The organism is Intrasporangium zincisolvens (genome assembly GCF_034724055.1).
GTDB classification, from domain to species: domain Bacteria; phylum Actinomycetota; class Actinomycetes; order Actinomycetales; family Dermatophilaceae; genus Monashia; species Monashia zincisolvens.
In genome coordinates this window covers 1-22306 of sequence record NZ_JAWIIL010000007.1, presented here as the reverse complement: position 1 = coordinate 22306, position 22306 = coordinate 1, and the positions used below count along the sequence as shown (strand labels likewise).

23 protein-coding genes are annotated in these 22306 nt (G+C 72.7%); 1 reads left to right on the top strand and 22 read right to left on the bottom strand.

Annotation, left to right across the window (positions count from 1 at the left end; genetic code table 11):
* Positions 1-15: 15 nt before the first annotated feature.
* The 7 genes from RY076_RS17180 to RY076_RS17150 form a co-directional block, all read right to left on the bottom strand.
* Entirely contained in the window at positions 16-699 is a 684-nt protein-coding gene (locus tag RY076_RS17180; protein ID WP_323100234.1) for a nucleotidyltransferase family protein, read from the bottom strand.
* A gap of 46 nt (positions 700-745) precedes the next feature.
* The gene (locus tag RY076_RS17175) at positions 746-2716 is read right to left on the bottom strand and encodes an ABC transporter substrate-binding protein (protein WP_323100232.1); all 1971 of its coding nucleotides are present in this window, start codon (positions 2714-2716) and stop codon (positions 746-748) included.
* Between the two features lie 129 nt (positions 2717-2845).
* The gene (locus tag RY076_RS17170) at positions 2846-3259 is read right to left on the bottom strand and encodes a hypothetical protein (RefSeq protein ID WP_323100230.1); all 414 of its coding nucleotides are present in this window, start codon (positions 3257-3259) and stop codon (positions 2846-2848) included.
* 104 nt (positions 3260-3363) lie between these two features.
* Entirely contained in the window at positions 3364-4599 is a 1236-nt protein-coding gene (locus RY076_RS17165) for a Gfo/Idh/MocA family protein (RefSeq protein ID WP_323100229.1), read from the bottom strand.
* 34 nt (positions 4600-4633) lie between these two features.
* Entirely contained in the window at positions 4634-5500 is an 867-nt protein-coding gene (locus RY076_RS17160) for a carbohydrate ABC transporter permease (RefSeq protein WP_323100228.1), read from the bottom strand.
* Positions 5493-6503, bottom strand: a complete 1011-nt coding sequence (locus tag RY076_RS17155; protein WP_323100226.1) for a carbohydrate ABC transporter permease — start codon at positions 6501-6503, stop codon at positions 5493-5495. The genes RY076_RS17160 and RY076_RS17155 overlap by 8 nt, the downstream gene beginning before the upstream one ends.
* Positions 6504-6505: 2 nt before the next feature.
* Positions 6506-7795: an ABC transporter substrate-binding protein gene (locus tag RY076_RS17150; protein ID WP_323100225.1), complete on the bottom strand. Its 1290-nt coding sequence runs from the start codon at positions 7793-7795 to the stop codon at positions 6506-6508.
* A gap of 303 nt (positions 7796-8098) precedes the next feature.
* Here RY076_RS17150 and RY076_RS17145 point away from each other — a divergent pair, with 303 nt between their 5' ends.
* On the top strand, positions 8099-8617 hold the full coding sequence (locus RY076_RS17145; protein WP_323100224.1) for a putative immunity protein: 519 nt from the start codon (positions 8099-8101) through the stop codon (positions 8615-8617).
* Positions 8618-8911: 294 nt separating this feature from the next.
* Here the strand turns inward: RY076_RS17145 and RY076_RS17140 are convergent, their stop codons facing one another.
* From RY076_RS17140 to RY076_RS17070, 15 genes are all read right to left on the bottom strand, one after another.
* A complete protein-coding gene (locus RY076_RS17140) occupies positions 8912-9253 on the bottom strand; it encodes a DUF2200 domain-containing protein (protein WP_323100223.1) in 342 nt (113 codons plus the stop codon).
* 36 nt (positions 9254-9289) lie between these two features.
* Positions 9290-9997, bottom strand: a complete 708-nt coding sequence (locus RY076_RS17135) for a hypothetical protein (protein ID WP_323100222.1) — start codon at positions 9995-9997, stop codon at positions 9290-9292.
* Positions 9998-10135: 138 nt separating this feature from the next.
* Entirely contained in the window at positions 10136-10891 is a 756-nt protein-coding gene (locus RY076_RS17130) for a glutamine amidotransferase (RefSeq protein ID WP_323100221.1), read from the bottom strand.
* Positions 10892-10913: 22 nt separating this feature from the next.
* The gene (locus RY076_RS17125) at positions 10914-11639 is read right to left on the bottom strand and encodes an esterase family protein (RefSeq protein WP_323100219.1); all 726 of its coding nucleotides are present in this window, start codon (positions 11637-11639) and stop codon (positions 10914-10916) included.
* Between the two features lie 37 nt (positions 11640-11676).
* Positions 11677-12828, bottom strand: a complete 1152-nt coding sequence (locus tag RY076_RS17120) for an alpha/beta hydrolase (protein ID WP_323100218.1) — start codon at positions 12826-12828, stop codon at positions 11677-11679.
* Positions 12825-13766 carry a type 1 glutamine amidotransferase family protein gene (locus tag RY076_RS17115; RefSeq protein ID WP_323100216.1) on the bottom strand — a complete coding sequence of 314 codons (942 nt, stop codon included), beginning with the start codon at positions 13764-13766 and terminating at the stop codon, positions 12825-12827. The genes RY076_RS17120 and RY076_RS17115 overlap by 4 nt, the downstream gene beginning before the upstream one ends.
* 6 nt (positions 13767-13772) lie before the next feature.
* Entirely contained in the window at positions 13773-15002 is a 1230-nt protein-coding gene (locus RY076_RS17110) for an ATP-grasp domain-containing protein (protein WP_323100215.1), read from the bottom strand.
* 74 nt (positions 15003-15076) lie between these two features.
* Positions 15077-15499, bottom strand: a complete 423-nt coding sequence (locus RY076_RS17105; RefSeq protein ID WP_323100213.1) for a YciI family protein — start codon at positions 15497-15499, stop codon at positions 15077-15079.
* A gap of 193 nt (positions 15500-15692) precedes the next feature.
* The gene (locus RY076_RS17100) at positions 15693-16073 is read right to left on the bottom strand and encodes a DUF805 domain-containing protein (RefSeq protein WP_323100212.1); all 381 of its coding nucleotides are present in this window, start codon (positions 16071-16073) and stop codon (positions 15693-15695) included.
* Between the two features lie 174 nt (positions 16074-16247).
* Positions 16248-17975 (bottom strand): phospholipase C, encoded by a 1728-nt coding sequence (locus RY076_RS17095; RefSeq protein WP_323100211.1) that lies wholly within the window; start codon positions 17973-17975, stop codon positions 16248-16250.
* Between the two features lie 211 nt (positions 17976-18186).
* Positions 18187-18801, bottom strand: a complete 615-nt coding sequence (locus tag RY076_RS17090; protein ID WP_323100209.1) for a response regulator transcription factor — start codon at positions 18799-18801, stop codon at positions 18187-18189.
* A complete protein-coding gene (locus tag RY076_RS17085) occupies positions 18798-19943 on the bottom strand; it encodes a sensor histidine kinase (RefSeq protein WP_323100208.1) in 1146 nt (381 codons plus the stop codon). Before RY076_RS17085 ends, RY076_RS17090 begins: the two co-directional genes overlap by 4 nt.
* Complete coding sequence (locus RY076_RS17080; protein ID WP_323100206.1) at positions 19940-20686, bottom strand: ABC transporter permease; 747 nt, start codon at positions 20684-20686, stop codon at positions 19940-19942. Before RY076_RS17080 ends, RY076_RS17085 begins: the two co-directional genes overlap by 4 nt.
* On the bottom strand, positions 20683-21744 hold the full coding sequence (locus RY076_RS17075) for an ABC transporter ATP-binding protein (RefSeq protein WP_323100205.1): 1062 nt from the start codon (positions 21742-21744) through the stop codon (positions 20683-20685). Before RY076_RS17075 ends, RY076_RS17080 begins: the two co-directional genes overlap by 4 nt.
* Positions 21745-21866: 122 nt before the next feature.
* On the bottom strand, positions 21867-22306 hold a 440-nt coding region (locus RY076_RS17070; protein ID WP_323100204.1), incomplete at its 5' end, for an HNH endonuclease signature motif containing protein.

The following is a 22306-nucleotide window of genomic DNA, read 5'->3' as shown; positions in this document are numbered from 1 at the left end:
CGGAAGCGCGAGGCCTCAGTGTCGACCGTCGAGCTCGGCCGGGGTGTCGACGTCGCGGCCCGTCGCGAGGTCGCCGCACTCGACGAGCTCGTGGGCGTGGGTGCGGAAGTGGTCGCGGGCGCCGTTGTCGCCCGTGGCCGTCGCGATGACGCGGTCCCAGTGGTCACGGCCGATGAGGGCCGGGTGGCCCGGCGTGCCGCGGTAGGACGCCCGACGCAGGACCGACCGGCGGCCCCCCGCGGCGGCCCCGGCGTCCGTCGCCGCTCCCGTCGCGGCGCCCGTCCCGGCGTCGGATCCCCCGGTCGTCGCGAGGACGCGGGCCACGACCTCGGGCGTCAGGTCGGGCAGGTCGACGAGGCTGACGAGCACGGCGTCGATGCCGGCGTCGCCCTCGTGGGCCGTGCGGGCGAGGGCGCCCAGCCCGGCGCGGAGCGAGGCACCCATCCCTTCGTGCCAGTCCGGGCAGCGCACGACGTCGACGTCGTGCCCGAGCCGGTCGACGATCGCGGCGACCTCCTCGGCCGCCGCCCCGACGACGACGGTGACGCCGCGGCAGCCTCCGGCGTGGAGCACCTCGACGCCGCGCTCGACGAACGTCGGCTCGTCGGGCGAGCGGCGCACGAGCGCCTTGGGGCCGCCCATCCGGCGGCCGGCTCCGGCCGCGAGGAGCAGCCCGCGCACGTGCGGGACGGTGCTCATGGCGCCGACGCTACGGGACGCGGCCGCCCCCGCGGGTGCGGACGCGTCAGGAGATGGCCGCGAGGTCGACGGTCCACACCGGGTTGGCAGGGACGCGGTGCACGCGGGGGCCGGTGGCGACGTGCGTCATCGGCTGCAGGAGCGGCACGAACGGGCCGCGCTCGTTCATCGCCACCTGCCACGCGGCGTACGCGCCCGAACGGTCGTCGCCGACCGACGCGCGGGCGGCCTCGGTCAGGTCGTCGACGAGGGCGTCCTGGCCGCGCTGCCAGCCGGCGCGCTGGCCGACGAGCTCTCCGGGCGCGAAGGCAAGGTAGTTCTCGGGGTCCGGGTAGTCGGGGCTCCAGCTCCACAGGCTGAAGGCGCTGCGCCCGGACCGGTAGGCGGCCAGGGCCGTCGACGACGGCTGCGGGTCGAGGGCGACACGGATGCCGACCGCGGCCAGCTGGCCCCGCACGGCGTTCGCGATGGTGCTGCGCTGGATGCCGGAGATCGGCACGTCGACCGCGTAGGTGAGGCGGACCGGCTCGCCCCGGTACCCGGAGCGCTTCAGGGCTGCCCGGGCCCCGGCGAGGTCACGTGGCGCCGCCGTGGGCACGGCGGTCGGCGGCGGGAACGTGCCGGTGGCCCCGGGGACGGGGGTGCCGGTGCCCGACGCGCCCGCCCGGCCCGGCGTCGTCGAGCGCGTCGGGGACGGAGTGCCGGTCGCGCTCGGGGTGCCGCTGCGCGTCGGGGTCGGTGGCGACGTCGGGACGGCGCCGTCCTCGAGCGAGCCGACGATGCCCGAGGGCACGAGGCCCGCGGCCGGGCGGGCGTCGCCGGCGGCGCGGGCGAGCGCCTCGACGTCGAGGCCCTTGCGGACCGCCTCGACGAAGGCGCTGTTCGCGGTCCAGCGGTTGACCTGCGGGTTGCGCGACAGCGAGAGGAAGGCGAGCGTCGAGGAGTTCGACGCCGTGACGGCGACCGAGCCCGGCCCGCCGGGGGTGGGCGTGCCCGACGCGGTCGAGCTGCCGGTCGACGTGCCGGACGACGTGCCGGACGACGTGCCGGACGTTCCGGAGGGTGGCGCGGTGCTGCCGTTGCCCGACGGCGCCGTGGCCGTGCCCGACGCCGTGCCCGACGCCGTGCCCGACGCGGCTCTCTCCGCGGCGGCGCTCGCGGCGAGGGCGGCCGCCTGCGCGGGCGAGAGGTCGAGGGCGACGTCGGCGCGGCCGGCGCGCACGTCGCCGACCTGGTCCTTGGGCGCGACGTCGCGCAGCACGACCTCGCCGAACGCGGGCGCCGCTCCGGTCCAGGCCGGGTTGGCGGCGAGGGTGACGTGGGTCGACGTCGCGCCGGTCAACATGTAGGGGCCCGAGCCCGCCGAGTGCGTCGACAGGTACCGGGCCGCGGTGTCGCCGGGGCCGATCGTGCCGCCGTTGGCCTTGACGGCCGCCGAGTTGAGGATGCCGAAGGCCGGGTTGGCCAGGACGGACGGCAGCGCGAAGTTCGAGCGGGGCGAGCTGAGGGTGAACGTGCGGTCGTCGACCTTGACGATGTTGACGGTGCCGAGCACGGCCGCTGCCGTGCCGCCGAGGCCCTGCGCGCGCTGGAGCGTGAAGATGACGTCCTCGGTGGTCACCGGAGTGCCGTCGGAGAACACGAGGCCCTTGCGCAGGCGCATCGTCAGCCACTTGCCCTCCGGCGAGAGGGTGTACTCGGCGATTCCGGGCACGACCTTCGTCGGGTCGGTGGCGTCGAGGTCGGTGAGCGTCTGGTAGACCGCCTTGGACACCAGCAGGCCGCTGCGGTCGAACTGGCGCGATGGGTCGAGCGTCGCGTGGTCGAAGACGGTGTCGACCACGAGCGGCGCCCGCGGCGTCGGGGCCGGTGCGGGCGTCGTGGCTGCTGCGACGGGCGTCCCCCCGGTCGTGGCGCTCGCGCCGCCGCCGGGCGACGCGTCGGTGCAGGCGGACACGAGGAGGGTCGCCGCCCCGACGGCAGCGATCGCCACCTGGCGGGCGACACGTCGACGCACGGGGGGTTCCTTCGCTGATCGAGGGCCGACGCGCCCGAGAACCTGCGCGCGGGCGCCGGCACGGACGGGTCGGTGTGCCTGCCGGAGGTCGCGCCTGCCTGACGACGCTCCGGGGCCGTGCGAGCGAGTCTATCCGGCCCCGCCCGCAGCGACGCCTCCTGACTCAGCACTCGGCGCGAGCACCAGGTAGGCCTGCGCGACGAGCACGACGACGATGGCCACCCACTTGCCCACGGGCAGCTCGACGCCGTAGCGCCAGCGGTCGACGAGCACGAGCCCCACCTGGAGCATGACGACCCAGCCCATCGTCACGAGCGCGAGCTCGGCGTAGCGCAGCGACGACGCGTACACCCAGAAGAGGACGAGGAACGCGCCGGCGCCGAGGACGAGGGCGCGGACGCTCCCGTTGCTCGCCCACTCCTTGGCGAGGACGGCCCCGGCGAGGTCGAGGCCGGCCAGGCACACCATCGCGAGCGTCGCGACGACCGGCACGGGCCACGCGTCGGGGACCTTGATGAGTGGGAAGACGTCGGTGACGCTCATGGTGGGCACATCCTCGGGGGCCGGGCCCGCCCCTCGAACGGGCCTCCCGGGTCAGAGCCCCGCGCCGGACCTCCTGATACGGCCCGTTCCCCGACGCCGGGGGCTCACGCCTGACCGGCGGCGAACCAGGCGGCGACGTCGGGCTCGAGCGGTGGCACGTCGACGGCTCCCCCGCCCGAGCGCAGCGACGACGTGGCGCACACGGCGGCCGCGACGGCCTCGCGGGCCGCCACGGGCGAGGTCATCGTCGGGCCGCCCTCGCGGGCGAACCGGACGAACTCGGCCATGAGGAGCGGGTCGGCGCCGCCGTGGCCGGTGGTGTCGGCCGGGGGGATCTCGAGCACCTCGTCGGCGTCCTCGCGGTAGCTGTCGGTGCGGCGGGTCCACACCTTGACGACGGCGCCCGGGCCGTCGCCGAAGTTCTCGAGCCGGCCCTTGGTGCCGATGACCGTGTAGTTGCGCCAGTAGTCCGGCGTGAAGTGGCACTGCTGGTAGCTGGCGAGGACGCCGCCGTCGAGCACGAGGTTGGCCATCGAGATGTCCTCGACGTCGACGACCGGGTGCAGCTCGCGCTGCTCGGTGGGCGGCCAGTTGTCGAGCGAGTACCAGTCGGCCATCCGGCGGTCCGAGTTGTCGCGGTGGTCGGTGATCTCGCCGTAGACCGCGAGGTCACCGACAGCCGCCACCCGACGCGTGTAGGCGCCGGCGAGCCAGTGGATGACGTCGATGTCGTGGGCGCCCTTCTGCAGGAGCAGGCCCGTGGTGTGAGTGCGGTCGGCGTGCCAGTCCTTGAAGTAGTAGTCGCCGCCGGCCGAGACGAAGTGGCGGCACCAGACCGCCTTGACCTCGCCGATGGTGCCCGCCTCGATGACCGCGCGCATGGCCCGGACGACCGGCATGTGGCGCATGTTGTGCCCGACGTAGAGCCGGGTGCGGGTGCGCGCCGCCGCGGCGAGGATGCGGTCGGCGTCCTCGACCGTCGTGGCCAGCGGCTTCTCGACGAAGGTCGGCAGCCCGGCCTCGAGGGTGCGCACGGCGTGGTCGGCGTGGAGATGGTCCGGCGTCAGGACGAGCACGGCGTCGATCTCGGCCCGCACCTCGGGGCTCAGCAGCTCGTCGACGCTGTCGACGAGGCGGACGCCCTCGACGCGCTCGGCGGCGTCGCGGCGGCCGCGCTCGGCGGCGTCGCACACGACGGTGACGCGGCTGCCCTCGCCGGGGCGGTGCGCGTACGTCGCCAGGCTGGCGCGCAGGCCGAAGCCGATGATGGCCAGGCGAAGGTCGGCGGTGGGCGTCGGGTCGCTCGACGTGGGCGCCGGGGAGGGGGTCGTCGTGGTCATGGGGGTCACCTTTCACGGGTCTGGTACGAGGGTCTCAGCCCTTGGAGCCGCTGAACGCGATGCCCTGGATGAACTGGCGCTGCAGGGCGATGAAGAGGACGAGCACGGGCAGCGTCGCGAGGACCGACCCCGCCATGAGCGTCGTCGTGTCGACGGTGAACTGGCCGATGAGAGAGGCGAGCCCGACCGACAGCGGCATCTTCGTCGGGTCGTTGTTGACGACAAGGGGCCACATGAGGTCGTTCCAGCTCCACAGCACGTCGAGCACGGCGAGGGCCACGAGGCCCGGGCGCGCCAGCGGCAGCATGACGCGGGTGAAGATCTGCCAGTGGTTGGCGCCGTCGAGGCGCGCGGCCTCCTCGAGCTCGCGGGGCAGGGTGAGGAAGAACTGGCGCAGCAGGAAGGTGCCGAACGCGCTGAAGAGGCCCGGCACGACGAGCGCCTGGATCGAGTTGAGCCAGCCGAGGCCGGCGATGATCTCGTACTGCGGCAGCAGGAACAGCTGGCTCGGCACCATGAGGACCGACAGGAACAGGCCGAAGAGCAGGCCGCGGCCGCGGAACTCGAAGCGGGCGAAGGCATAGCCGGCCATCGAGCACAGCACGAGCTGGCCGGCGACACGGCCCAGGGTCTGCAGGGTGCTGTTCCAGAACATCTGCGTGAACGGCAGGGTGTCGAAGACCTTGCCGTAGTTCGACCACTGCGGGTGCTTCGGGAGGATCGTCGGCGGCACGGTCATCGTCTCGCCGAGGGTCTTCAGCGAGGTCATGACCTCCCAGAAGAACGGCCCGACCATGACGACGGCCCCGAGGATGAGCACGACGTGGACGCCGATGTGCTTGGGCCGCAGCGGCTTTCCCGGTGCTCTGGACGCGGGCACACGGGTTGCGACGTCAGACATAGTGCACCCACTTCTTCTGGAGGCGGAACTGCAGCGCGGTCACGGCGACGATGATCACGAGGATGACGAGGGCGATCGCCGCGGCGTAGCCCTGCTGGTTCTCGACGAAGCCGCGCTGGTAGAACTGCGCGACGATCGTCTCGGTCTCCGGGTAGGCCGGGTTGGTCGGGCCGCTCATGACGAAGATGAGGTCGAAGGTCTGCAGGGCGCCGATGACGGCGAGCACCGAGATGAAGAAGACGCTCGGGCTGATCGTCGGCAGCGTGATCGACCAGAACTGCCGGATGCGTCCGGCGCCGTCGAGCGCGGCCGCCTCGTACAGCTCCTTCGGCACGCCCTGGATCGCGGCGAGGAAGATGACGATCTGCGTGCCGAGGCCGAGCCAGATGCCGACGCCGGCGATGGCGTACAGCGCGGTGTCGGGGTTGGACAGCCAGTTGGTGCCCTGGATGCCGACGACGTGCAGCATGGCGTTGATGACGCCGACGTCGCCGTTGTAGAGGGTGCGCCAGATGAGACCGACCGCCGCCGGCATCGTCACGACCGGCAGGAAGTAGAGGACGCGGTACACCTTGACGCCGCGCAGCCCCTCGGTCGACAGCAGCGCCGCGACGACGAGCGCGATCGGGATGCCGAGCAGGGCGACGACAGTGAACTTCAGCGTGTTGAGGAGGGTCTCCCAGAGGCGCGCGTCGCCGAAGAGCTTCGTGTAGTTGTCGAGCCCGACCCACTGGGAGCCGCCGAACGGGCCGGTCTCGGTGAAGGAGATGAGCGGCGTCCGCACGACCGGCCAGAGGTAGAAGACGAGCAGGCCGAGCAGCGTCGGGGTGATGAAGACCGCCGCCCAGAAGACGTCGTTGCGCCGCTTCGCCGACGCCGGCCGACGCGTCCGCGCCGGGTGGCGGGAGGCCCGGGGGCCGGGGGCCGGGCTCGTGGCCCGGCTCCCCGACTCGGTCCGGACGGCGGTGGCGCCGCTCGTGGCGGTGGCCGTACCGGAGGCCACGGTCACTGCTCCTTGGCGAGCGCCGCGTCCATCTGCGTGGCGAGGTCCTTGAGGCCGGTGGCGGCGTCGACCTGCCCGTTCCACACCGTCGTGAGGATGTCGGTCTGCAGCGTCGTCCAGACCTTCGTGTTCTTCGAGGCCGGGTACGGCACGGCGTTCGGCACCTCGTCGAGGTAGGCCTTGAGGTTGAACTGCGGCATCGCCTTGACCCACGCCTGCTGGGTGCCCTCGTAGGCGGGGATGACGGCGCCGGCCTCGGCCTGGATCTGCGCGGCGCGCTCGCCGCCGAGGAAGGCGACGAACTTCTGGGCGGCGTCCTGGTGCTTGGTCTTGGCGTAGATCACGTTGCCGAGGCCGTGGATGACCGAGATCTGGCCCTTGGGACCCTTCGGCACCGGCGCGACGTTGACGGTCTGCTTGAGCTCGGGCACGTCGTTGTACTCGACGGCGGCCCACGAGCCGTTCCAGTACATCGCGACCTTGCCGGCCTTGAAGAGGTCGCCGGGGCTCGTGTCGGTCATCTGCTGGACGGTCGGGGAGGCGCCGTCCTTGACGAGGGAGGTCCAGAACTCGATGCCCTGCAGCGCCTCGGGCGAGCCGAAGCCGCTCTTGGTGCCGGCCGCGTCGATGACCTGGCCGCCGGCCGAGGGGATCGTGTCGTAGAAGCCGGACTGGTCCTCGACGGGGGCGGCGGCGCCCCAGACGCCCTTGCCCTTGTCGGTCAGGGCGCGGGCGGCGGACTGGAAGTCGGCCCAGGTCCAGTCGTCCTTGGGGTAGGGCAGCTTCTTGGCGTCGAAGAGCGCCTTGTTGTACCAGACGCCGACGGTGTCGAAGTCCTTCGGGATGCCGTACGTCTTGCCGCCGTAGGAGTAGAGGTCGACGAGCGCCTTGGGGTACTTGGCGAGGTCGAGCTTGCCCGTGCTGATCGTCTGGTCGAGGGGCAGCAGCTGCTGGTTGGAGGCGTAGAGCTTGACGTTCGGGCCGTTCATCCAGAAGACGTCGGGGGCGCCGCCACCGGCGGCCGCGGTCTGCAGCGTCGTGAAGTACTGCTTGAACGGCGTCACCTGGAGCTTGACGGTGACGTTCGGGTTGGCGGCGTGGAACTCGTCGGCGATCTTCTGCATCGCGGGCGCCTGGTTCTTGTCCCAGATGCCGTACGAGAGGGTGACCGGCCCGTTCTCGGGGCCGGACGAGCCGGAGCCGCCGGTGCTGCCGCAGGCGGTCAGGGCCAGGGCGGCCAGGGGGAGCAGGGCCGTGGCGGCCAGCGTGGACGTTCGGCGCGGGATGCGCATGGGCGTCTCCTCGGACGGGGTGCACTTCGTCGGGCAACCCAAGCCGATTCGCTCGTTTGTGCTTGGGCGGGACTACAATCGAGCACATTCGATCACGTGTCAATCCGTGGCGACCGGCTCGAGGGCGAGTCCGGCGCCGCCGGCCGGGCCGGTGCCACGGGTTCCTGAGGCATGCCCCCGACGCATCAGGGCGTGCGGCGGCAGCTGCGGAATCGGCTGCGGCGCAGCCCGATCCGCCCCTCTTGTCCGACCCGCGAGACGCCGTCCCGCCATCTGGACGGCCCACGGGGCGAGAATGGGCGGGTGCCGATCCTGCCGATGCCGCGCGACCCCCGGTTCGTCACGATCCGCCGCGGCGGCACCCTGACCGACGAGGACCACCGGCTGCTCGCCGAGTGGGCGCTCGTGTGCGCCGAGCACGTGCTGCCCCTGTTCGACGCCGCCGGCACCGGCGACCCGCGCGTCCGGGAGGCGTTCGACATCAGCCGCCGGTGGATCCGCGGCGAGGTGCCGATGCGCGTCGCGCACAACGCGGCCTTCGCGGCGAACGCTGCCGGGCGGGGACTGCCGGACCCGGCCCGGTTCGCGGCCCTGTCTGCAGGGCAGGCCGTCGCCGTCGCGCACGTCGCCGCGCACGAGCTGGGCGCCGCCGCCTACGCGATCCGGGCGGCGTCGTCGTCGGCACCCGCCGGCGAGGCGGAAGCGGCACGCCTGCGCGAGCGCGACTGGCAGCGCGCGCAGCTGCCGGGCGCCGTCCGCGAGCTCGTCCTCGACGACCAGCGCCTGCGCAGCCCGATCTGCTGGAACACCTTCGACGACTGAGCGTCGACGATCACCTCAGGCGCCCGCGTCAGGCGCCCCCGACGGACCGCCACGAGCCGCGCCGGACGTCCCCTCGCCGTGCGGCCCGGCCCCTCCCCCTCCCAATCGAGTGAGCACCCCGTCACACCAGCCCCACCCGTCACGTGAGCCCTGGGACCCCTGAGACCCCTGGGACTCAGTGCTCACTCGATGAGAGGGAGAGGGAGGGTCGGGCGGGTGCATGGGCTCGGTCGGGCGGGGCGCCTCCGCCCACCCGAGCGCCTCCGCCCGCTCGACCTGCTCCGCCCGGTCACGTCAGGCGCGGAGGACCTTCTCCATGGCCTTGCCCTTGGCCAGCTCGTCCACGAGCTTGTCGAGGTAGCGGATCTTCTGCATGAGCGGGTCCTCGACGTCCTGGACGCGGACGCCGCAGACACTGCCCGTGATGAGCGAGGCGTTGGGGTTGAGGTGGGCGTCGGCGAAGAAGTCCTCGAAGGTCGTGCCGGCGTCGAGGTGCTCGCGCAGCCGGGCGTCGTCGAAGCCGGTCAGCCACTCGATGACCTCGTCGACCTCGGCCTGGCTGCGCCCCTTGCGCTCGGCCTTGGCGACGTAGAGGGGGTACACCGACGCGACGCTCGTGGTGAAGATCCGGCTCATGCCTCGAGGGTAACGAGGGGCGGCAGGGCGCGGGTCCTACCGCTGGGACCAGACGAATCCGCCGACGAGCAGCATGAGGACGAAGGCCCTGCCACCGCCGAACCGCCGACGCCGGCCCGGCTCGCCCGACCGGCGCTGCGCCGGCTCGCCGAGCACGAGGAACAGGACGGTGGTCAGCGGAGCGAAGGTGCTGACGAGGAGCCAGAACCACCCCCAACGGGTGGCCCGCGAGGGCTCCGGGCCCATGACGAGCAGGAGCAGCGAGAGCACCCAGACGAGCAGTGCGCCGCCCACGACCCACGACGGCAGCTCGATCCCGACCATCGAGCCGCCGGTCGGCCGCGCCGACTCGTCGTGCACGATGCGCAGGACGCCGGCGCCCTGGACCTCGCGCAGGTGCTGCTCGATGCTGCCGACCACGACGTCGGACCTTGCCCCTTCCCCCTGGTCGGGGCTGCTCACCTGGCGCACCGTCGTGAGCCGGTCGAACCCGCCGGCTGACCAGCGCACGTACGCAGTGGCGAAGCCCGACGCCCCCTCGGGCAGGGTGCCGGCGACGCGGAGGTCGTGGACCTGCCCCGACGCGATGGCCGTGCGCAGCTCCGAGAGCGGGGTGGGATGGGTGCCCAGGAGCCCCACCGCGACGGCCACGACGACCGCCGCGACGACGAGGGCGGCCCGGCCGAGGCCGTCGACGATCCCGCCGTAGGCGTCACGGGTGGGCACGGGCGTCGGCGCCGACATGGGGCCGAACCTAGGGCACCCCGCCGCGCCGGGGCGGCGATTCGGGCTGCAGGTTCGTGCAACGGCCTCGTTCGGGCGACAGGTCGTCGGACCCAGGCGACGTCGTCGGCCCGCTGCCGCGTCGCCGGGCGCGACGCGTCAGCCGAAGGTGCGCACGAAGGCGCGGAGGACGTCGTGGGCGGCCTCGACGTCGGCGGCCTGCACCGACGCGATGAGGTCGTCCTTCTCCTCGGGTCGGAAGTAGCCGTGGTTCGCGTAGGCGTGGATGCGCTCGACGAGCGTGTCGAGCTCGAGCTCGGGGTGGAACTGGGTGACCCACGCCCGCTCGCCGACGCGGTAGGCCTGCACCGGGCACGGGTCGCTCGTCGCGAGCAGCACGGCGCCGGGCGGCAGCTCGCTGCACGCCTCCTTGTGGCCGACGAAGGCCGTGAACACCTCGGGCAGGTCGGCGAAGAGCGGGTCGTCGCGTCCGGCGCCGGTGACCTTCACGGTGGTCGTGCCGACCGGCTCGCCGTACGTGCGGTCGACGACGCCGCCGAGGGCCAGGCCCGTGGCCCCGATGCCGTAGCAGAGGCCGAGGTAGGGGACCCCGTCGTCGACGAGACCGCGCAGGAACACGGTGAGCTCGGCCTCGACGCGTCGCTGCTCCGGCGCCTTCTGCGCCTCGGGGTCGGTGACGGTGTACGGGCTGCCGCCGAGGACGACGCCCGCGTACGCCGACGCGTCGAGCGGGGTGAACGGGCCCTGCTCCATCCGCACGTGGGCGACGCGTCGGTCGGGCAGCCCGGTGAGGCGGACGAAGGCCTCGCGCTCCCGCGCCGCGAGCCCGTCGTCGAGCCGCGAGGTGAGCAGCAGGAACGGCAGGCCGGACGCGTCGGGCGGGGTGTCGGTCACGGAGGACTGAGTGGCCACGGCGTCAGGGCAGCAGGTCGTCGAGGTAGGCCGGCAGCATGGCCCACCACGTCGGCCAGTCGTGGTCGTAGGCAGGGCCCCAGTCGTCGACGCGGTTCGGGATCCCCTTGGCGCCGAGGACGTCCGCCACTGCCCAGGCCTCGCCGACGTCCTCCCACTGGCCGCTGCCTGAGGCCAGCACGATCATCCGGTGCCGCAGCATCTCGAGGGACGGGCCCTCGAGGCCGGGCAGGAAGTGCAGCGGCGAGCTGTAGTAGAGGTCCTCGGTGAAGGGCCCGCCGATGAACTTCTCGATGGAGTACGTGCCGCTCATGCAGACCGCGGCGTCGACGAGGTGCGGGTAGCGGCACGCGACGGCGAGCGCGTTGAAGGCCCCGATCGACGCCCCGGCGACGACGACGCGCATCGGGCCGCCGCTGTCGGAGTGGATCGCCGGGATGATCTCGGAGGCGACGGCGTCGTGGAAGGCGTTGAACAGGGCCATCCGGTACTCGGTCGAGCCCTGACGCTCGGCCATCGCCTTCCCGGCGACGCTGTCGCAGGAGTAGAGCTTGGCGCGACCGGCGTCGACGAGCGGCATGAGGTGGGCGACGAGCTTGTGGCGCTCGACCTCCTCGGCGTCACCCCCGGCGGTCGGGAAGAGCAGCACCGGGGTGCCCCACGTGCCCCAGCGGGCCACCGTGATGTCCTGCTCGAGCCGGTCGGAGTACCAGCGGTCTGTCACCTTCATGGGTCAAGCTCCTCAGCTCGCGTCGGTCACTGGTCGGTCACTCGTACACGTACTTCTGCGGCCCCGGGAAGACCCACGTGAGCGCGTCGCCGAGGCGGTCGCGCCAGTTCTCCCAGTTGTGGCCGTCGCGGGCCTCGGTGTAGCGCACCCGCATGCCGGTGTGGCGGAACACCGGGACCATCGACCGGTTGGGCGTGATGAGGGGCTCGTAGACGCCGCACGACATGTGGATGCGGTCGACGACCGCGGTCGGCTTGGCGCGGTAGCGGTTGACGAACTTCACGACCGGGTCGAACGCCGGCCCGCCGCCGTGGTCGAAGCCGATGTCGGTGAAGACGAGGGACGCCGACTGCAGCACGAGCGAGCCGAAGACGCCCGGGTAGCGCACCGCCGTCGACAGCGACGCGATGCCGCCGAACGAGGACCCCATGAGGCAGCGGGCTTCGGGCGCGTCGAGCAGTGGCAGGCGGTCGGTGAGCAGCGGCACCAGCTCGCGGGCTACGAACCGGGCGTGCGGGGCGTGGTTCGGGTACTCCTTGAGCCGGTCGCGCGGCGGCACGAACGCGACGACGAGCGGGTCGACGTCGAGGCGGTGGATGAGGTTGTCGAGGACGGTCTTCATCGCCGCGTACTGCAGGTAGTCGGTGCCGTCGTGGACGATGAGCAGCGGGTAGCGCTGGGCCCGGTTGAACCGCGCCGGCAGGTAGATCTGCACGGGCTGCTCGCGGCGCAGGGCCCGGCTGCGCACGACCTCCTCGACGAGGGTGCCCGGGCGCGCCTCGGGGTCGAAGGCCACCCAGTCGGGCACCCGGTAGCCGACGGCCGCGCACACCGACGACGACCCCATCGGGCTGTGGGCGAGGCGCTGGTTGAGGGGGTCGTTGAAGCGCTCGTAGTGCTCGCCCTTGCGGATCTCCACCTGGTACTCGACGCGTGAGCCCTCGGGCAGCACGGTGGTGACGGCCCAGAGGTCCGACTCGCCGATCCGCTTGAGCGGCAAGGGGTCCGGCAGCCCGACGACCCGGTGGCGGATCCACGCCTCGTCGACGTCGCCGCGGTAGAGGAAGGTGGCGCGCTCGCCCTCGACGATGGGGCAGCCCCACCGGGCGATGAACCGGTCGATGGCCGGCCCGTCGAGCGGCAGCCGGTCGCGCAGACCGTTGATGGCGAGGCGCGTCGGGGGGCTCATGCGGCCCCCTCGACGGCGACGTGGCCGGTGGCGTCGAGGTAGCGGGTGCCCTGTGGCAGCGGGCCGGCCTCATCGACGGCGGAACCGGCCTCCAGTCGCACGACGGCGCCGTCGTCGAGCAGGACGAGCCGGTGCACGGGGAACCTTCGCGCGAGCACCGCCATCCGCTCGTGGTCCTCGAGGCGCAGCCGACGCCGCGCGTGCGGGAGCACGAGGACGCCCGGGACGCGTCCGAGCCCGGTGTCGTGGACCTCTGCGGCCGTGACGCCGTGCGGCGTGTGGTCGTGGAAGAGCACGACGAGGTCGGTGAGGACCATGGCGCCGGCCGACCAGGCGACGACGTGCTGCTCGGGCCGGGGGGTCACGTCGAAGAGGCGCAGGGTGCGCAGCAGCGTCCGCACGTTGCCGCCGGCGACGACGAGCGCCCCGCACTCGTCGAGGACGGCGTTGATCTCGCCGCGGTGCCAGCCGATGAGCCCGCTCTCCTCGCGTGGGCTGCGGGCGAACGTCGACGCGTAGAGCTCGGCGAGCTCGGCCTCGTACCAGCGGTCGACCTCGCGCACGGCCTCGATCGCGGCGTCGACGGCCATCGGCCCGACGCCGTGCAGCGAGGTGCGGTGGGCGACGGCGTGCACCGCGTCGACGGCGCTCTGCAGCCGCAGGCCGTAGAAGGTGCGCAGCTCGTCCTGGCGGTCACGGAAGGCGAGGGCAGCCGCGGCGACGCGCTCGTCCTTGGTCAGCACGTCGATCATCCGGTGGTGCAGGCGCAGGTTGACTCCCCGCTCGTCGAGCAGGCCGTTCAGCTCGCCGTCGTCGGACTCGCGCTCCTCCCAGCCGGCGTTGGTGAACGCGACGCGTCCGGGCACGTCGAGGGAGCGCACGACCGGCTGCACCGTCGTGGTGAAGCGCTGGGGTCCGAGGAGGATGGTCTCCGGCACGAGCCCTCAGCCCGCGTGGACGCGGATGGTGCGCCCGACGTCGTCGAGCATGGCGCGGGCGGTGTCGTAGTCGGGGTGGCGCACCCGCACCCACGCGTTGGCCATGTAGCCGGCCTCGACCGGCTGGGTGCCGGTGCCCTGCGGGGGGAAGTGGCCGTCGATGACCCACTCGCCGTAGCGGGCCTGGATCTCGTCGATGCCGGAGTAGCCCTGGATGACGCCGTCGTGGTCGGGTCGCAGCGCCACGATGCCGGCCGAGTACGTGCGCCGCATCGGCTGCTCGGGCCCGCCGTGGGTGATGACGTGGGCCCACTCGCGGTAGACGTCGACCTCGTTGGCCGCGGAGTAGAGGTCCCAGGCGCCGACGCCGGGTGGGCGGCAGCCGATCTCGCTGAAGCGCAGGCCCTTCGGCCCGTAGAACCACTCCATGTGGGTGGCGGAGGTCTCGATGCCGAGGGCCTTGATGACGCGTCGGCCGAGCTCGCGCACCTCGGCGTAGAAGGCGTTGCCGGGCTCGTCGATGCGGTTGGTGGTGACGAACTCCGGCGAGATCCAGCGGTGCCGCATCGCCTCGAGCACGTTGGGGTAGTAATGCGTGGCCCAGTCGTGCACGACCTCCCCGCCGACGGTGATGGTGTCGTAGAAGCCCTCGTGCCCCTCGACGAACTCCTCGATGGCGATCGACCCGGCACCCTCGGCACCGAACGCGCCGAGGGCCGCCTCGAGCTCGCGGTCGTCGTCGACGCGGGTCGTGCCCTGCGCGCCCGCGCCGGCGCGCGGCTTGACGATGAGCGGGTACCCGACCCGCTCGGCGAAATCCCTTGCCTCGGCGGCGGAGTCGACGGCCGCGCTCGCCGCGGTCGGCACGCCGGCCTCGCGCAGCGCATCCTTCATCGACGGCTTGTCGCGGCACAGCCACGTCGTGCGGACGCTCGTGCCGGGGATGCCGCACGCCTCGCGCACCTGCGCGGCGGGCATCGTGTGCGCCTCGACGACGGCCTCGAGCGCGTCGATCCAGACCTTGTCCTGGAAGAAGCGCACGGCGTCGACCATCTGCCCGACGTCGGTGACCGAGCCGACGCGGTAGTACCCGCGCAGGGCACCGAGGAGGTCGTCGCCCAGGTGCCCCTCCTCCGACTCGCCGATGCCGTAGACGTTCGCCCCGACGGCGGCCAGCGCCTGCACGAAGCGACGCTGGTTGGCCGGGAACGACGGCTCCACGAAGATGATGTTCACGAGCCCGACGCTAGCGGGCCGGGCGGAGGGGCGCCACGGATCGACGCCACGGGTCGGCGCCGCGGGTCGGCGCGTCAGGCGTCGCGGTGGCCCTGCGCGGCGTCGATGACGTGCGAGCCCTGCTGCTCCTGGATGTCCTCGGGCAGGTCCTCGAACTCCATGACGCGGCGCACCTCGACGGACACCTCGGGGAAGAGGTCGGCGAAGCGCGTGCCGAGCTGGACGGCCTCGTCCTTGGAGGCCACGTCGATGACGGCGAACCCGCCGACGACCTCGCGCGCCTCGGTGAACGGGCCGTCGGTGACCGACGGGCTCCCGCCGGACCGCTTGGTGACCATCGCGCCCTCGTCGCTGCGGTGGACCCCCTCGGCGGCGAGCAGGATGCCGGACTCGGCGCACTCGGTCATGAACGCGCCCATCGCGTCGATGAACTCGGGGCTCGGGTTCCACGCCTCGGGCCGGCTCTCGTCGAGGCGGTGGATGAGTAGGTAGCGCATGGGTTCTCCTCTGGTCGGTGCGGTCGGTGCGGTCGGTGCGGTCGGGCCGAGTCGGTCCCAGCCTCCACCACGACGTCGACCGGTGGCGACGCCTTTCGACACGACAGGCCGTTCGGATCCCGAAGGACCCCGGACGAGCGACGACGCCGCCCACCCGGAGGTGGACGGCGTCGGGCGTTCGCGCGGTGAGGCGTCAGGCGGTCGCCGGAGCGGCGCCGGACTCGATGGCCTTGGGGTCCTCGCCGTACTGGTTGGCGCCGCGGTTGCCCTCGGTCGCGTAGAAGACGATGAGGACGATCGCCCCGACGATCGGGATGAGGCCGATGAGGATCCACCAGCCACTGCGGTTGGTGTCGTGCAGGCGACGCACGCCGACCGCGAGGCTCGGCAGGAAGACCGCGACCGCGTAGAGCACGTACAGCCAGTAGAAGACGCCGACGTCCGTCACGCGCCAGAGCACGTTGAGGACACCCGCGATGATGGCGTTGAACAGCGCGAACATCCAGAACTCGGTGCGCCGCGCGCGCCCCGAGAAGCCGACGTAGTTCTGCAGGACCTTCGTGTACCACTCCATGTGAGGCTCCCTGTGGTTTCAGGTGGGACGCGGGATCGCGCGAGCGGACTGTAGCGGTCGGGGGACCCCCCGCGGGAGGTTGCGCGCCGAACCCACCGGACACGAATGGGTCACGACGGCGTGTCCGGTGGTTGGCGCAGGAGATTCGGGCGGTGTGTATGAACGGCTGCGGCGTCAGCGGTGGGACGAGCCGTGCACCGGCTCGACGGACGCGACGGTGCCGTCCGACGCGTCGAGCAGGACCTTCGGGGCCTTCGCGGTGGCGAAGTGGAAGAGGTGCTCGAGCGAGCCGGCGCGCGCGTCGGCCGAGTGGTCACCGACGAGTCCGGTGCCCCAGTTGTCCTCGATGAACTTCAGGATCGAGGCCTGGTCGGTCGGGGTGTGGTCGACGAAGTTCGTACGGGCGTACGGCGAGACGACGAGCAGCGGCTGGCGCGGGCCGGGGCCGCAGCGGTCCTGGTAGCCGCCCTCGACGGGCACGCCCGACGCCGCCGCGGCGGTGCAGAGGGCGGCGTCGTCGGGGCTGTTCGAGGCGTTGGTCAGCGTGGCGGCGCGGTGGTCGTACCAACCGTCGGAGTCGTCGTAGGCCAGGACGATCGCGGTGTCCTTCCAGTTCGGCGACTGCTGGATCGCATTGATCTCCTTGACGACGAAGCGCTGCTCGTCGACCGGGTCGGAGTAGTCGGCGTGGCCGTCCTGGTAGTTCGCGGCCTTGAGGAAGGTGACGGCCGGCAGCTGGTCGGTGCCGACGACCTTGTCGAAGTCGCTGAGGTCGTACTGGTGGTTGGCCGGGCCCGCGTGGCCGATCTCGGCCGTCGAGGCCGGGGCGACGTGGTGCGGGTTGGCCGTCGACGCGTAGTACTGGAACGGCTCGTGGTGCGGGTTGTAGTCGGTCGAGCTGACGCCGGCGACGTTGGTGTGCGTGGCGAGGCACACGGCCGGGGTGCCCGCGGCCGGGTCCGCGGCCGTCGTCGGGCGGAAGCCGCCCTGGAACCAGCCCCACGAGACGCCCTTGGTGTTGAGCAGGTCGCCGACGTTCTTGTTCGAGTCCTGCATGCCGGCGAGGGTGTTCGACGTCGTGTGGCTGCTGTTGGAGCAGTCGTCGTAGACCGGGTCGGGGTCGTTGGTCATGGTGCCGACGCCGTTCGCGTCGGGGACGCGGACCGTGTAGTCGCTCGAGGTGGGCACGACGGGCGTCGGGTGGGCCGGGTCGCTGGCGGCGGTGAACTCCCGCACGCCGTGGGTCTGGCCGGACACGAGGTTGATCGCGCCGGGCGAGCTCGGCCCGAAGGTCGTGCTGTAGGAGTTGTCGCTCATCGCGTACTTCTGCGCGTAGTTCCACATCGCGGTGACGGTGTTGCCGTCGTAGTAGTCCATCGTCAGGCCGGGGGTGGCGTAGCGGCCTGGCTTGCACGTGTCCTTGCTGACGTACTCGACGAACCGGTCCATGGCGCCACCGTCGAACGCCTTCTGCTCGTTGGTGTACGTGTGGTCCTGGTCGCAGGTCACCGCCTGGCCCGGAGTGAGGCGCGTCGGCTGCTCGGCGTTCGGGTTGTTCGGGGCGAGCAGGCCGTCGTGGGCGAGGGTCGCGACGTTCCGCGGGGTGTTCGGGGCCGCGTGGAAGGCGGGCGCCGGCGTCGTGGTGCCCTGGAGCGTCTCGCCGGCGCGGTTGGCGGCCTGCGGGTACGTGCCGAAGTAGTGGTCGAACGAGACGTTCTCGCCGAAGATGACGACGACGTGCTTGATCGGCGTCGAGGTGCGGGTGCCGTGGGACGCAGGGGCGGTCGCCGTGTCGGTCGCGGTGGCGGCGCCGGCGGCCGAGACGCTGCCGAGGGCGAGGGCGGACACCGCGAGGGCGCTCACCGCACCGCCGGCCAGGGCCAGGCGTGAGGGTCGGGACATGGTGGATCTCCTTGGACGACAGAGGTGGTGCCGAAGGCGATCCGGTCGGCGAGCCCGGACGCGTCACGCACGCTAGCCACGCCCCCTGCCCCCACAGGGCCTCGCGAGGTCCGGCGCCACGGAGTTTGCGAAGTGTTTCCCACGGACGCGTCGGTCCTTTGCCGTTCTCCCAGCCACGACCCATGAGTCGTGGAGCGGGCGCCCAGACTCGTCAGAGCCAGCCGCGCTCCTGGGCGACCCGGGCGGCCTCGGCGCGCGTCGACGTGCCGGTCTTGCCGATGGCCGAGGAGAGGTGGTTGCGCACGGTGCCCGGCGACAGGTGGACGTGCCCGGCGATCACAGCCACGGTGCCGCCCCGGAGCGCGACGGTGAGCACCTCGCGCTCGCGCTCGGTCAGCGGGTTCGCACCGTCGACGAGCGACTCGGTGGCCAGCGACGGGTCGACGACGCGCAGCCCGGCGTGGACGCGTCGGACGGCCTCGGCGAGCTGGCGCGCGGGGGTGTCCTTGACGACGAAGCCCGACGCGCCCGCCTCGAGGGCGCGACGCAGATAGCCCGGACGCCCGAAGGTCGTGACGACGAGCGTCCGGACGCCGGGGAGGGAGTCGCGCACGGCGGCCGCGGCGGCGATGCCGTCCTGGCCGGGCATCTCGATGTCGAGCAGGCACACCTGCGCGCCCGACGTGCGCGCGGCGTCGACGACCTCGTCGCCGCGGCCGACCTCGGCGACGACCTCGAGGTCGCTCTCGAGGGCGAGCAGCGCGGCGAGCGCCCCACGCACGAGGGCCTGGTCGTCGGCGAGCAGCACCTTGATCGGGTCGCTCACAGCGTCACCTCCAGCACGGTCCCGTGTCCTTCCGGTCCGGTGGCGAGCGAGAGCCGGCCCCCGGCGGCCTCGACCCTCTCACGGATGCCGCGGATGCCGTTGCCCTCGGGACGGTCCTCGAGACCGCGGCCGTCGTCGCGGACGGTGAGCCGGTTCGAGTCGAGCTCGACCCAGCACGCGTCGGCGTCGCTGTGCCGCACGACGTTCGTCATGGCCTCGCGCAGCACCCACGCGAGGACGGTGCGGTGCCGGGGGTCGACGGCAGCAGGGTCTTCGGGCACGAGTGCCTGGATGCCTGCGCCGGCGAGCGCCGTTCTCGCCGAGGCGAGCTCGTTGTCCAGCCGGGCCTGGCGAAGTCCGCCGACGGTCTCACGGATCTCGGCCAGCGCCTGGCGGCTCAGCACCTGGATCTCGGCGAGCTCGCGCTTGGCACGCTCGGGGTCGAGGTCGACGAGCCGCTCGGCCAGCTCGGCCTTGACCGTGACGACGGTGAGCGAGTGGCCGAGCACGTCGTGGACGTCGCGGGCGACCCGCTCGCGCTCGGCGACGAGGGCGAGCTCCCGCGACATCGTGTCGTAGGCGCGGCCGCGGTCGCTCATGAGCCGGACGCCGCCGGTCATGACAGCGACGGCGAACACGATCGCCACGACCACCCACGCACCCTCGTCGCCGTCCGTGACCGCCGCGAGCACAGCGGACGAGACCACCGCGAGCACCGCGAGGGCGAGCGACACCGGACGAGGCAGCGCGAACATGCCGAACGACACGACGAACGGCAGGTAGCTGATGGCCTCGAAGCCGATGATCAGCCCCATGACCGCCATGCAGGCCACGAGCGCGCCGACGTAGAGCACGCCCCAGCGGTAGGACGGCGTGCACTCCCTCTCGAGGGCGTTGAGGTGCGCGGCCCCCCGTGCGTAGACGGCGCCGAACGCGGCGGTGACGACGAGGCCGACGACGACCTGCCAGGCGGGCAGGTGGCCGGTGAGGATCGCGACGACGGGGAAGACGAGGAAGACGAGCCAGACCGACTGGACGATCCACCCCCACCTTTCCCACGGGTTCGACTCGGCCACCCGGCCCGACGGGAGGTCGGACCGGGTGGCCGGGACGCGGCGCCGGGACGCCCGGAACGGCGTCACTGACGCTCCCGCCCGCGGCGGACGAACCAGGTGGCGAGCCCACCGAAGACGAGCGCCCACACGAGGACGTTGGCGATCGGCAGCCACAGCGGGTCCTGCGTGCCGTCGGGCAGGTACCCCTCGGTCAGCGGGTACCGGGCCAGCGCCGCGTAGCCGTAGAGCGGCGTGAACTTCGCGAAGGTGAGCAGCGCCCCCGACAGGGGGATGAAGAGGTTGCCGAGGAAGGCAAAGATGACGAGCGTGCCGGCGGCGGCTCCGACCGACGCCTCGGACCGGAACGCCGTGCCGATGACGAGCCCGTAGAGGGCGAACACGGCCGAGCCGGCGAGCGTGAGCAGGGCGCTCACGATCCAGGCGCTGGCCGAGCCACGGGCCCCGGTGGCGGCACCGAGCACGTAGGTGATGACGACGGGCACGGCGGCGACGGTCATGGCGATGACCGCCTTCATGGCGATGTACGACGAGTCGGCGAGCGGCGTCAGGCCGAGCTGCCGGCCCCAGCCCTGGACGCGCTCGACCGCGGCGTTGCCGCCGATGCTCGTCGTCGCGGTGACGGCGCCGTAGGCCGCCATCGAGATCATGACGTACATCGCGACGTTGCCGTTGCCGATGTCCTGGCCCTTGGCGTCGACCGTCGCGCCGAAGATGAGGTAGAAGAACGCGGGCAGGCCGGCGGTGAAGAACATCGCGGACCAGTCCCGCGTGATGCGGCGCATCTCGAGCAGGGTGAAGGTGGCGTTCATCGGACGAGCTCCTGCGGACGGTCGTTCTGGGTCGGGGTGGCGGCGCCGTCGGCACCAGTGTCGCCGGTCAGGGCCATGAAGGCCTCCTCGAGCCCGGCGCTGCGGATCTCGAGCTCGCGGCCGCCGAGCTCGACGAGCAGCAGGCGGGCCACGGCGTCGGAGTCGGCGGCCGACACGACGACGCGCGAGCCGCGCTCCTCCACCGAGCGGACGCCGTCGAGGGCCCGGAGGCGCTGGACCGAAGCCGCCAGCGTCGACGCGGGAAGCTCGGCCGACACGGTGCGCCCGGTGGCCTGGGCGCGGATCTCGGCGGTGGTGCCGTCGGCGACGATGCGGCCCTGCGCGATGAGGACGATCCGGTCGGCGAAGGCGTCGGCCTCCTCGAGGTAGTGCGTCGCGAAGACGACGGTGCGGCCGGAGTCTGCATCGGCGTGCATCGTGTCCCAGAAGTCGCGCCGGGCCGTGACGTCCATGCCGGCGGTCGGCTCGTCGAGGATGAGCAGGCGCGGGTCGGGCAGCAGCGCGAGGGCGAAGCGCAGGCGCTGCTGCTCCCCGCCTGAGCACTTGGAGACGCGTCGGTCGGCGAGCTTGGCGAGACCGGCACGGGCGATGACGTCGTCGACGGGGGCGTGACTGCGGTAGGTGGACGCAATCATGCGGACGGTCTCGCGCACCGTGAGGTCGCGCAGCAGGCCACCCGTCTGCAGGACCGCCGACACCTGACCCTCGATGACAGCCGCGCGCGGGCGGCGGCCGAAGACCTCGACGGTGCCGCTCGTCGGCTCGGTGAGGCCGAGGACCATGTCGAGGGCCGTGGTCTTGCCGGCGCCGTTCGGGCCGAGGAAGGCGACGATCTCGCCCTGCTCGACCCGCAGGTCGACGCCGTCGACGGCGCGGACCTCGGTGTCGGCCGAGCCGCGGAGCGGGTGGAAGGTGCGGACGAGGTCGCGCAGGAGGATCGCGGGGGCGGTGGTCGCCGGCCTGTCGACGTTCGCGCCGGTGCCGGTGCCGCTCGGCACGGCGGTCCCGCTCTGGGCGGGGGTGGTGTCCCTGGTCATGGCACCAGCGTGGCCCCCCGGGGCCCGACGCGTCACCGGCGAAGGTCATGACCTCGCCGTGACACCTGTCATCTCCTCGTCGGGGCCCCGTCTGCTGCGCATGACCTGCGAGCGCGGAGCGCTCACTCCCGTCGGGGCGCTGCGCGTGACGGAGTCAGGTCGACGAGGTGCAGGTGCAGGGTGCCGCCGGTCGGGGCGGGGTAGCTGCGGCCGAGGCGTGGTCGTGGTCGGCGGGGCCGTGGCGGCGGCCCGATGGGTGTGTCGGGCGATGGCTTAGGTGATCTGGTCGGTGGGCCGATGGGCCAGCCCTGTCGGGTGTCGAACCGGAGCCCGTCCGCTGTGGTGGGGTCGCCGGTGATGGCGTACTCGCCTCGGTGGTGGCTGTCGTGGTGGAAGGTGCACAGGCAGGCCAGGTTGTCGAGGTCGGTGAGGCCGCCGTCGCGCCAGTGCGTCAGGTGGTGGACCTCGAGGTAGTCGGCCGAGCTGGTGGGGCAGCCGGGGAACCGGCAGCCGCGGTCCCGGTCCAGGACGAGGACCCGGGTGCGGTGCGGGACGACGCGGT